The 13,010-nt window shown below is 68.2% G+C and carries 2 protein-coding genes; one reads left to right on the top strand and one right to left on the bottom strand.

The annotated features are described in order from the left end of the window. Window positions 1–284: 284 nt before the first annotated feature. Window positions 285–7,280, bottom strand: a complete 6,996-nt coding sequence (locus ACMXN5_RS00135) for a DddA-like double-stranded DNA deaminase toxin (RefSeq protein WP_439673372.1) — start codon at window positions 7,278–7,280, stop codon at window positions 285–287. A gap of 360 nt (window positions 7,281–7,640) precedes the next feature. Between ACMXN5_RS00135 and ACMXN5_RS00140 the strand changes: the two genes are divergently transcribed. Then, a complete protein-coding gene (locus ACMXN5_RS00140; RefSeq protein ID WP_439673373.1) occupies window positions 7,641–12,674 on the top strand; it encodes an FG-GAP-like repeat-containing protein in 5,034 nt (1,677 codons plus the stop codon). Window positions 12,675–13,010 lie beyond the last annotated feature (336 nt).

Below are 13,010 nucleotides of genomic sequence, written 5' to 3' on the forward strand. Positions count from 1 at the left end.
CGGCCGGACGGCCTGGCCCGAGAGAACCCGGGAACGCTACGCCAGCGACGGACCTGCTTGGCAGTCTCTGTCGAGACTACCAACCCTAGTGGAAACGTTGGTCTTTACGTAGCGGGGTCCGGTGACTCGGGGATAATTCAGCGCGAACGTCAACCTGGCTCCGGTTGAAAAGAACCAGCCTGCACCACATACCAGCCAGAGAATACTTCGCCCACCTTACAAGAAGTCGTGCATGTTTCAATTCCCAAGAACCGAATCAGAGCGTCGATCACGGCCCTCCGGGATCACTTTTTCTCCACAATTCCATGGAAAGTATGTGGTTCAACTCCCCCTTTACCGTCCGGATACCACACAGTCAAGGAGGCGCCTTTCGGGAGAAGGTATGGAACTGCGCTGACACACCCCAGCACGGATTTATTGCAAGGACCTTGCCAATTATTGATAACAACATCCAGGTGTTTCAGTCCCCCTCTCTTTTCATTGGGACGCATCATCCATGCAACCAGCGCCTCGACATGAGCGCCCGCCGGATGTTTGTTGACCGCCATTCCGCTCCGCCACGGAGCACCGTTTCGCGCAAGTTCGCGGCTTATATTCTCAAAATCACCGGTCATACCACTGATGAGGGGCGTATCAGTGAGTCGCTTACCGGAGCCGTCAAAAACCACCCCGAGCGTTTTGTCTCCTTCATTCCAATAGGGAAGCTCGGTATTGACGACATTTTCGTATGCTTTACGAGTCTTGTCGGTGAGCTTTTCGTCGTCGCAGTTGTGGACAAGGACCGGCGTCGTTCCCGCCAGCACGTGGTAGGTGTGGTCGGTGTCCACGGTGAGGTCGTGGGTACGTTGGCGCTTCGTGTGGATCCGTACGGCGGAAACCTGCACCCAGGTTCCTGAGGCGGTTTGAAGCCATTGGCCAGGTTTAAGGTCACCGGCGTAGACCCACTGCTTCAGATCCGGAACCCAGAACGGGTGGTTGGTTGTGGCGACAACCGAGGCGTCGCCTTGGTCCGTCCGGACCGTGATATCGGCGAATTCCTTGTCGTCCTCGGTGGTGATCGAGGCCAAAACAAGGCGAGGTTTGCTTTCGCCCGTCTGAGGATCGGTGGAGAGCACAGAGTCGCCGGGCTCAACCTCCTGAATGGGCTTGGTCGAGCCGTCGGCCATCAGAACGTCGGTGTCCGGGAGGAAACTGTGACAGGATTCGCCGCCGCCACCTCCGAAGGGGTTCCACTTCCCCCAGTCCCAGTCCCGAAACCAGGTATTCGGGGAGCAAATAGCCCATTTTTCTTTCCGGCAACGCTCCCACGTAGTGGCGAGTGCATCGACTGCAGCCACAGCCGCTAGATAGGTCGCGGCTGCCAACTCGAAGGGGATTTGTTCGGGTGAATCAGCTTGCTTCCACTCGCTGTTTCCTCTGCCTCCGGTTTTGAGGGAAACGGTCGTGACAGGGTTATTCCCCTTTTTCTTGGTACTCTCTGCGGCGTCGTGCTCCGCCTTCTGCTGCTTCTTGTTCCCGCTGCCGGCCGCCGAGCCCATTGCCTCGCCGATACCCATGAGACCTGACGGGTCACTGACCGTCGCGGGATTGTTTCCGGCGTAGGTGTAGCCGTGCATTTGTTGGTTGTCGGTGAGGTCCATGAGCGGGTCAACGCTGATGAAGCGGCCGAGGGCGGGGTCGTATTCGCGGGCGCCGACGTGGGTGAGGCCGGTGGCGTCCATGGGCTTGGCGAGGAAGCCCTTGTCGTCGGGCCATTGGCCGTTGGTTTGGGTGGGTTGGGAGCCTCGGGGTTCGCCGAAGGGCTTGGACTGGCGGCGGGTGGCGGTCAGCGTGGTGGCGTCGAGGATGCTGTTCGGGGTGCCGTGGTGGTCGGATGCCGTGTAGGTGAGGGCGCCGTTGCCGCTGCGGACCACGGCGGTGCCCCCAGGGGCGGCGTAGTAGCGAGTGCCCACGACCGGGCCGGTGCCGTTGGTGTTGGTGGTGAGTTCGTCGGCGCCGAGGTAGAGGGTGGTTTTGCTGGCCTCGCGGCGGATGATGCGGTTGCCGTCGGCGTCGTGGACGTACTCGCTGGTGTCGGTGGCGGAGGCGACCTTGGTGAGGTTGTCCTCCTCGTCCCAAGTGAGGGTCTGGAGGTTGGAGTCCGCACCGGGGCGGGTCTTGGTGTTGCCGGATTGGTCGTAGGTCAGGCCGGTGGTGACGGCCTCGCGGGTACCGGTCTTGACGGTGACCGAGTCCAGGCGATGGGTGCGGTCGGTGGGCTGGGCACCGGCGCGGTAGGCGTACTCGGTGACGACGTTCTTGGTGGGATCGTCGGTGGGGTCGTGGTCGACGAGTTTGGTGCGGTTGCCGACGGCGTCGTAGGTGAAGGACTGCCAATACGGGTCCGGGCCGCCGACCGTGGGCGGGGTGGGGGTCTGGGTGGTGCAGCCGCCGATGCCGGGAACGTTGGGGGCGGGGAGGGTGGTGGTTCCGGCGGTGTCGGTCCAGGCTTCCTTCAGGCGGCGGTGGTTGTCGTACGCGAAGCACTGGGTGTCGGTGGTGTTGTTGTCGCGGATGGTCTTGATGGAGGTGACGTCGCCGGAGGGTTTGTAGGTGTAGGAGGTGTCGTCGACGTGGATGACGCCGGTGGATTGCTTGTCCCATTTGGTGTTCAGGAGGCGGCCGGTGGCCGGATCGTAGGTGCTGGTGAACGCGGCCTGGCGGGGGCTGTCGCCCAGGATGGCGCGGATGTTGCGGCCGTGGGCGTCGTATGCCGCCCAGTTCAGGTAGTCGGCGGCTCCGCCCAGGCTGGTGGGGGCACCGTTGTCGTTGTAGCGGTGTTCCAGTGTCTCGGCGGGCAGGCCCCCGTGGGCGGGCAGGTCGGTGGTGACGGGCAGGCCGAGATTGGGTTCGTAGCCGGTGCTGGTCTGGTAAACGCCGGCGAGTTTGCCTTCCGCCGCGGGGATGGTGGTGCGGGTGCCGGTGGGGCGGTAGGTGCCGGGTTCGAAACCGGTGATCTCGCTGGTGTACTTCGCGCCACTCTTGCCGCCGACGTAGCGGGAGGAGCCGTCCGCCTGGCCCTTGGCGTAGCGGTCGTAGGTCCACTCGGCGAGGAGGTTCGCGTCCGTGACCGAGTCCTTGTACGAGGCGGTCTTTCGGCCCAACGCGTCGTAGGTGTACGCGAGTTTCTGGCCGCGGGCGTCCGTGGTGCCGATCACCCGGCCAACGAGGTCGTAGCGGGTGTCCGACGGGCCCTTGTCGGGGTCCTCGACGTGGGTCTTGCGGCTGAGGAAGTCGTACGTATACGTCCACGTGTTGCCGCCCGCGTCGGTGACCGTCTTCAGTTCCTCGCGCGGGGTGTAGGTGTAGGTGATTTTCGAGTAGTCGGTGCCGGTGGGGGTTGGGCCGTTGTACTCGCGTAGTTCCTTGGGCCTGCCGCGGGCGTCGCTGATGGACAGGGTGGCGGCGCCGCCGGCGGGTGGGGTGACGCGGGTTTCGTCGGCGCCGGCGTAGGTGGTGGTGGTGCGCCATTGTTCGATGTTCTGGGAGGTGAACGTTTGGGCGGTGGTGCGGCCCATGCCGTCGTAGACGATCGCGTTCTGACCGGGGACCTTGACGTTTTCGGCGGCGAAGACGTTCGTGTCGGGTTCGGCGTCGTCGTTGAAGTACGGCTGGTTCGTCTTGATCGGGCGGCCGAGGCTGTCGTAGAAGGTGTCGGTGATCAGCCGACCGTAGGCGCCGTTGGCGGTGCTGGACTGGGTCTGGCGTTCCTGGAGGAAGCTGTTGAGGATCTGGTGGCTGACCGCGTATTCGCCGTTGAGCCGCAGGGTGCGGGTGGTAACCACCGAGGGGCCGGTCTTGCTCGGGGCGTAGGCGAATTGCAGGTCTGCGTTGTCCTGTTTGGTGTGGCCGGGCTTCCAGACCGCGATGAGTCGGCCGAGGGTGTCGTATTCCTGCTCGACGGCCAGGCCGTTGGCGTCGACGACCTTGATCGGGAGGTTTCGGGCGCCGGCGTAGGTGGTGGTGGTGGTCCAGCCGGTGGGTCCGGTGACGGCGACCGTGGTGGGCAGGCTGCCGCCGGCGGGGGTGTAGGCGGTGGTGGTGACCTTGTTCTCGGCGTCGGTGGCCTTGGTGACACGGCCGTAGGTGTCGTACTCGGACTTGGCGGTGGTGACCCAGTTGGGGGTGCCGTCCGGCTTGTAGTCGATGACGGCGTCGGTGGAGGTGGTGTCGCCGATCGAGCCGACCTCGCCGTACGGCTTGTTGTCGTACAGGGTGTGGGCCCAGGCGTAGACGGTGTCCTTACTCCTGGCGGTGTCGCAGGTGCCGACCAGGGAGATCGTCTCGACGGGTTTGCCGATGATCCACGCCACGGTGTTGTGCGCGTAGGTGGTCTTCGTGCAGTACTCGGGCAGGCCGTCGGCCTTGTCGGAGACGGTTTCCGGGAGGCCGTGGACGGGCTCGAACGTGGTGGTCTTGGACGTCTCGCGCCACGTCGTGGTGTCGGCGAGGAGGCTGCGGGTGCGGGTCTTGGAGGTGGTGGTGCGGCGGGCCTCGAGTGGCGGCAGGCCGCGGGCGCGGGTGTGGGTGGCGGTGACGGTGGAGGAGAACGGAGTGTTCAGGGTGGTAGTGGCGAGGGTGCCGCCCGCGCCGGTGAACGTCTGCGTCTCGTAGGCGAATCCGGCGTGCTGGTCCGCGTCGAGGATGGCTTGGCCGGTGGAGTCGGTGAGGGTGACGGCGCGTTTGGTGCCGTCCTTCTTCACGTCGCCGTCCATGCCGCGCAGGTAGAACGTCGCGGACTGGGTGACCGCGTCCTTGGACGGGTCGCCGGAGCGGGTGATCACCTGGCCGTAGCCGCGGTACTGGTTCCAGGTGCGACGGTCCTTGCTCTTCGGCCTGGACGCCTCCTTGTCCTCGGTCAGCTCGGAGTCGTCGCGGTGCCAGGTCGCGCCGCCCACGTACTCGTAGCGGGTGGAACGGGCGAGGGTGGAGGTGGTGGCGTCGTGTTCGGTGACCTCGGCGACGGTGTACTTGTGGAACCAGTGCAGTTCCGGCTCGGCGTCCTCGTTGAAGTTCCACCACATGGGGTAGCACGCCTTGGTGTTGGCGTCCTGGGTGGGCAGCGTGGCCGGGGTGCATTCGGGATCGTTGTACTTGACGGTGGTCTGGCCGCCGGTCTCGTTTGTGATGCCGGTCAGGCGGCGGCGGTTCATCGGCGGGGCGAGGTCGCCGCCGGCGTCGACGCGGTTGTGCATCAGTTGGCCGGTGAAGTCCACGGAGGGGATGTCGATCTTCTTCGTGCCGTCCCAGGCGGTACGGGTGATCGAGTTCAGCCACAGCGTCGGGGAGGTGCCGTCCTGCGGGTCCGGGTAGTCCTGGTCCAGGGCGTATTCGTCGACCGTCCGGTATGTCGGGCCGACGAGCGTCTGGGTGGTGATCTTGGTCAGGCGGCGGGTGGAGAAGAACGTCTGGCCGTACTCCTCGCACGTGCCCGTGCCGGCGCACTGCTTGTCGACGGGCACATCCGGCCACTTGGCGGCGTTGGCCTTGGTCATCTTGGCCGGGTCGCAGTCGAAGCCGTCCTTCTTCAGGCAGCGCTCCGCGGTGTCGAAGAGGACCTGGGCGGTGGGTTGCGTGGTGTCGGTGGTCTTCGAGCCGTAGGTGATTTTGGCGAGGGTGCCGCCGCGGGTGTACTCGGTCAGGGTGCCGGAGCCGACGAGGATCGTGCCGCGCGTGTAGCGGTTGGTCTCGGCGTTGTACCAGTAGGTGACCATGCCGCCGCGCGGGTCGACGACGTAGTCGAGATTCCAGCGCCACGCCTGTTGGCACCAGGAAGCGTCGAAGCCGGATGCCTTGTTGCAGGGTTCACCGGCGTTGTTGCCGTAGACGGGGGACGACCAGGTCGAGTTCGTGGCCGGGTCGGTGTTGTTGCCGTCGGGCTTGTGGCCGACGCCGAAGTAGTACTGGACGCCGTCGCCGGTGGTCAGGCGCCAGTACTCGCCGTTGTCGTCACCGTTGACCGCGCCGGTGGCGAGCTCGATGCGGGAGTCGTCGTCGTCCTCCAGGCGCCACTTGGTCTTGTCGGTGTCGTCCTGGATGAGAGTGGAGGATTTGCCGTTCAGGGACAGGGTCAGGGAGTTGCGGTTCGACCAGCACTTCTCGCCGGACTTGTCCTGGCCGTCGCGCGCGCAGACGTCGTAGGTGCGTTCGACGAAGCCGGGCGAGTACTCCCAGCCCTCGCCGATCCAGGACGCCTGGTTGTTGGTGGAGGTGGTGCGGCCGTCGACCGTGCCGGAGTTGTAGGCCAGGTTCACGGTCGGGGCTGTGCCGCCGATGGCGGGCGGGACGCCGATCGGGTAGGACCAGTTCATCGAACCGGAGTTGCCGCCCGCCGACCACGAACCCGACGGGGACAGCGAGGTGGCCTTGTAGTCGCCGGTCGGGCCGGACGCGTCGGCCGTCACCGCCAGTACCGTCGCGACCGGTCCGGTGGCCGAACGGGCGTCGGAGGGGCGTGCGGGCAGGTCGACGTCGGCGCTGACCCGCCGCTTCAGGCGGTCGTTGCGTGCGCCCTGCAGCGGCGTTCGCACCCGACAGGCCGCGACGTCCGGAGTGCTCAGCGCGCACTCGGGCATCGCGACCAGACGCAGGCGCGAGGACCAGTCGGCGCCGAACGCGTCCTGGAAGGCGGTGTAGTCCACCCCGACCGTGATCCGGCCCGGATCGCCGATGCCGTCCGCGCGGCGCACGGAGACGAGGATGCCGTCGATGCCCGCCTTCTCCGCCGCGCCGCGGTCCGCGACAACCACGTTGACCCGGTTCGGCGTCGTCGCGGTGCCGGGGGGCGCCGGGGTGGTGGGGGCGTTCGAGCGCAGGGGGCCGGGGGTGGTGGTGTCGGGGGTGGTGATCCATACGGGGGTGCCGGGGGCGTTGCCGCCGGTGGGGACGGCCAGCAGTGACGATCCGCCGTGTGTGACGAACGCGGACGCGGGCGCGGGGGTGGTGTCGGTCGCGGTCGCCTTCGGCCACTGGGTTCCGGCGGGTTTCCATGTGGGGCGGCCGTCGCCGGTGAGGGGTCGGGGTTTGGGCATCGCGGCCTTGGACCCGGGCACGGAGAGGGTCTCGGGGAGGGGGCCGGGGGACCAGGTGTCCGCGTCCGGCGCGTTCTTGAGCCAGTCGACCGCCTGGGCCGGTCCCACGCTCGCCGTCAGAGCCAGGACCATCAGACCGACCACCGGCACTCGGGCCGAACGCCAGACGCCCCGACTGCGGCGCCCGCTGCCCCACGACCATGCACGCATCACGAACAACCCCCACCAGGACAGGAACGACCCCGCCCCCGGAACAGGCGACAGATCACGGACGGGCGCACGCTACGGGGCAAATCCCGGACCGGTAAAGGCAGTTCCCCGAGCGGAATGTGGGTTTCGTCACTACAACCCGAGGGGTCCCCCGATGGTCCTCCACGAGACCAAAACACCCGTTGGAGGGCATAGATCGGCAATCCGCGCCCACGGCGAAGGTGGGTAAGCCCTCGCCTGCGTGATCAATTTGTCGATGTGATGTGTGCCACGCGGCGGGAGCGATTGTCCAACCGATAGGTTCCGCGCATCCATGCGCGACGGCGCCGCACCAGCCGACTCTCCCGAGGAGCACCCTTCATGGGGCATCCGCCTCCCCACCCACGCCCGCACCCGCGCCCGACCGCCCTCGTCTGCGGACTCGTCACCCTCACACTCGCGTGCGGCGTCGGCGGTACGGGCATGGCCGCACCGACCGCCGCTCCGGGCGCCACCGCCGCCCAGAGCGGCGTCTCGCACGCTCCCGCAACCCGACCGGTCGACGCCGCGACGAACGCCGAGACCACCGCCGTCGAGCAGGCTCGACGCACGGGAATCCCGGTACCCGTACCGGAGTTGACCACCGAGACCGACACCGTCACCGCCAAACCCGACGGTGTTCTCGCCCTCACCCGCAGCATCGAACCGTCCCGCACCAGGAAGACCGGGACCTGGCGCGATCTGGACCCCACGCTGACCCGCGCCGCGGACGGCACCGTGCGACCGACCGCCACCACCGGCGACCTCGTCCTGGGCGCGGGCGGCGGCACGCTGTTGGCCTCGATGACCAGCAACGGACACCGGCTCGCGTTCACCTGGCCCACCGCCCTGCCCCAACCCGTCCTGGCCGGCGACACCGCCCTGTATCCGGGCGTCCTGCCCGACGTCGACCTCAAGGTCGTCGCCGGTGAGCAGGGCGGCTTCTCCCACACCCTGATCGTCAAGACCCCCGCGGCGGCCAAGGACCCCCGGCTCGCCACCCTCGGGCTGGGAACCATCGGTGACGGCCTGGTCGTCGGCGAGGCCGGCGGCGGCTCACTCACCGCCGCGACCCGCGAGGGCAAGGTCGTGTTCACCGCGCCCGCCCCGACCATGTGGGACTCGCGCACCGCACCGAAGTCGGGCGCGAATCACGCGAGTTCCCCAGTTGCGGCAGCCGGCGAGGCGACGCGAACGCCCTCGGTGCCCCCCGCCGAGGAACTCGCCTCCACCGAACGACGCCCCGGCCTGAACGCGACGACCGTCCCGTTGAGGACCGCCGTCGGCGACGGCACGCTCACCCTGACCCCGGACGCGGGCCTGCTGGCGGCCCCCGACACGGTCTTCCCCGTCTACATCGACCCCTCCTGGATACCCGTGCAGACGGGGAACCCCGGCATGTGGAACTGGGTGTGGGGCGCCACCCAATACCAGAACACCTCGGGACAGACCAGTTCCCATCCGCCGGGCGTCGGCTACCAGGGCTGGCAACCGGAGAGAGGCATCGAACGCGCCTTCTACAGCGTCCCGCTCAACCTGCCCGGCAAGCAGATCGTCGACGCCCAATTCCACGCCACCCAGGTCTACTCCTCCCGCTTCTCCTGCACGGAGAAGTCCCCCGTCCGACTCCACCGCGTCGAGGACACGCTCACCGACCACACCACCTGGACGACCCAACCCCACGACCTCGGACAATGGTCCGTCGTCGACGTCGCGGGCTCCAGCACCAACGCCTCCCCCAAATGCGGCGACACCCGCGTCGACTTCCCCATCAAGGACAAGGTCGCGCAGAACGCCGACAAGGCGATCCTGACCTTCGGGCTCTTCGGCAACGAAACCGACGAGTACCACTTCAACCGGTTCTCCAGCAAAGCCGGCGACACATTCCTCTACGTCGAGTACAACACCAAGCCGAACACCCCCTCGAACGTTCGGATGACGCCCGTCCCCGTCAACGGCGCCGCCTCCGGCAACGCCGGATACATCGGCGCCGTCAACCCCGCCGTGGGCGGAGTCAGCCTCTACGCCACCGTTTCCGACCCCGACGGACCGCAGAACGTCAAGGCGCAGTTCCATGTGCGCGAGGTCGGCAACGGTGATCCGCTGGTGTACGACAGCGGCTGGATCTCATGGGGCGCCAACGGCCACGAGGCACGCGCCGACCTGCCCGCCGGGATCCTGGCCGACGGCAGGAGCTACCGGTGGTCCGTGCGGGCCGACGACGAGGGCATGTCCGGCGACTGGGCGCCCGAGACCACCTTCACCGTCGACGCCACCCCGCCTTCGGTACCCACCGTCGACAGCGTCGACTACCCCCAGGCCGGCGGCGGCAAGTACGCCCGCGACAAGGGCACCTTCACCTTCGCCGCGACCGACAACGCCTCCGGTGTCGACACCGTCGAATACGCGCTCAACTCCGTCATCCCCGTCGGCGGCGCCGCCCGCGCCACCTGGGACGACGTCAACAAGAAATGGCAGGCCGCCGACGTCCTCGTCCTGAACTGGGGCAGCAACACCCTCTACGCCCAGACCGTCGACAAGGCCGGCAACCGCTCGCAACCCACCATCTACACTTTCTACGCACCCTCCGACCCCAAGGCCACCACCACCCTCGGCGACATCACCGGCGACGGACGCGTCGACCTGCTCACCACCGACGACACCGGCGCCCTGCGCATGTACGGCGTCGACACCGACCCCGCCACCGGGGGAAGCGTCGTGTCCACCACCGTCCAAGGACCCCCCAACGAAGCGGGCCAACGCACCTGGAACGGCGCGCTCCTCACCCACCGCGGCGGCACCGGCGTCACCTACGACGACCTCTACGCCCACGCCAAGGGACAGCTCTACCTCTACCGCAGCGGCGGCAGCGGCGCGGGCGGCCAATACTTCACCAGCGACTCCCGCGTCACCGTCCCCCGACCGCGCGAGTGCGTCGACCCCACCCGCCCCGGCAACACCTGCGCCACTTACACGCAGAACTGGACCCAGGTCAAGCAGATCCTCGCCCCCGGCAACGTCGACGCCGACCTCAACCCCTCCGGCGCGGCCCGCCTGGACCTGCTCACCCTCGAGGACAACGGCGACGGCACCAGGCGCCTGTGGCTCTTCCACGGCGGCGCCAACCCCGCCTCACTCACCAAGGCCACCCTCATCGGCGGCAACGGCGGGTGGAACAACCTCGACCTCATCGCCCCCGGCGACGCCACCGGCGACACACTCCCCGACCTGTGGGCGCGCGACCGCGTCACCGGGCAGCTGTTCCAGTACGCGTCGAAGAAGAACGCCGACGGCAGCGTCGACGTCACCGCGCTCGGCAACACCGCGGCTCGCACGCCGATCGGAACCGGGTTCGACGGCGCCGCCTACCCGAAGCTCACCTCCGACGGGGACCTCGACGGGGACGGCAGGGCCGACCTGTGGGGGCAGGCCGCCGACGGACGGTTGTATGTGGCGCTGGGGATCACCCCCGGGGCGGACGGGAACGCGTTCGGGCCGATGCGGCTGATCGCCGACAACCAGACGCCGTGGACCACCTGCGAGAAGTTCGCCTCCGCGCAGGACGCGAACGTCAAGATCGACCTGTGCGGGCCGATCCTCGCCAAGTACAAGGCCACCGGCGGGCCGACCGGGCCGCTGCGGCTGCCGACGGGTGGGGTGCAAAGCGACGGAGGGGTCGGGAAGTTCGCCGACTTCCAGGGCATCCTGAACGGCGGGGCCACCGACGCGCACATCAACTGGTCGCCCACCACCGGGGCCTGGTTCCAGCGCGGGGGCACCCGCGCGCGGTGGCTGCAAAGCGGCGGACTGAACGGGCCGCTGGGCTATCCCGTCTCCGACGAGGACGTCGTACGCGACGGCGCGGGGACCGACATCGGCCGCATCACCCGCTACGCCGGCACCCCCGACGCCGGGGCCGGGGCCGTGACCTGGACCGCGGACACCGGGGCGCGTGTGATCAGCGGGCAGACGTACAACCGGTGGCAGGCCACCGGCGGGCCCCGCGGAACCCTCGGGTTCCCCGCGACCGACGAGGCGAACACCCCCACCAGGCCCGGCACCTACACCCACTTCCGCACCCCCGGCGCGAGCGCCGACAACGGATCCGTCTACACCAGCCCCGCCGGCGGCGCCCAGGCCGTCTACGGCAACATCCGTGCCCGATGGGCCGAACTGGGGTGGGAGCAGGGGTACCTCGGGTTCCCCACCAGTGACGAGTACGACGTCGCGGGCGGGCGCCGCTCGGACTTCCAGGGCGGGTATGTCCGCTGGAACGGCGTCACCGGGGCCACCGTCGATCACCTTCCGGGCGACTCCACCCGGGATCGACGCAACGAGTACGCCGGGGACTTCGACGGCGACCACCGCGCCGACGTGCTGACCGTGTACGACTACGGGCAGTCGACGACGGCGTTCTTCCTCTCGTCCGGGAACGCGGACGGCACGTTCACCGCGCCGCGGCAGGTGTGGGCGAGCCTGGCCGGGCACTGGGACACCACCCGCGTCAAGTACACCGTCGGGGACTTCGACGGCGACGGACGCACCGACATCGCCGCACTCCACGTGTGGAACGACGGCAGCACCTCGCTGTTCAAGTTCATCTCCCACCCCGGCGGGATCTTCTCCGACCCGACCCCCGGATACGTGACACCCGCCGGGCAGTGGGACTGGAACCGAGCCATGGTCATGGCCGGCGACTACAACGGCGACGGCAAGGACGACGTCGCCATGATCTACGCCCAGGTCGCCGACCCCAACGCCGGGACCACGACCGTGCACACCTGGGTCGTCCGCAGCGACGGCGCCTTCGACACCCCCCTCCCCGGCTGGCAATCCGCACCCGGCGCCTGGAACGCCAACTCCGCCAAATACGCAGTCGGGGACTACAACGGCGACGGGCGCACCGACGTCGCCGCCCTGTACGGCTGGTCCGACGGCAGCGTCACCCTCCACACCCTCCTCGCCCAAACCGACGGCACCCTCGCCGCACCCGTACAGTCCTGGCGCGCCGCACCCGGCACCTGGGACTGGAACAAGACGCAACTGACCACCGGCGACTTCGACGGCAACCACCGCGTGGAAGTGGGGGCGATGTACGACCTCGGGGCAGGCACCGCCGAATTCCGCGTCTTCCCGACGACGGCCGCAGGAGGATTCACCGCCCCCGCCGTCGCCTGGCACTCCGCGCCCGGCACCTGGGACACCGGCTCCGCCTACCCCGTCACCGCAGACGTCAACGGCGACGGACGCACCGACATCGCCGCCATGTACGAATGGAACGACGGCTCCACCACACTCAACACACTGTCGGCCAAGACCGACGGCACCCTCAACCCACCCATCCAGACATGGAGAGCCGCACCCGGAACCTGGTAACAGGAAACACCGAACGGGGCCCGGCACGCACCAGCGTGCCGGGCCCCGGCCCATCCCACGACAGACACTTCCGCCGGTCGCCGGTCCGACGCGGCCCCGGTCTACCGGTCGACAGTCGCAATCGCCACCCATCCGTTGCCCGCAGCCGTCAGGTGGAAGTCCCCGAGGTCGGGCGGGAACGCCAGGGTCCAGACGATCTCCTCCTCGTCACCGGCGACTTCGGCTGCGACGGACGCGACGACATCGCCGCCATCTCACGGCTACGGCAGCCTCGACGGCGGCGCACACGCCCTGTTCACCCCCGAGCCCCGCCCCGACGGCGGATTCGACGGACCG

Source organism: Embleya australiensis (assembly GCF_051903075.1).
Lineage (GTDB): Bacteria > Actinomycetota > Actinomycetes > Streptomycetales > Streptomycetaceae > Embleya.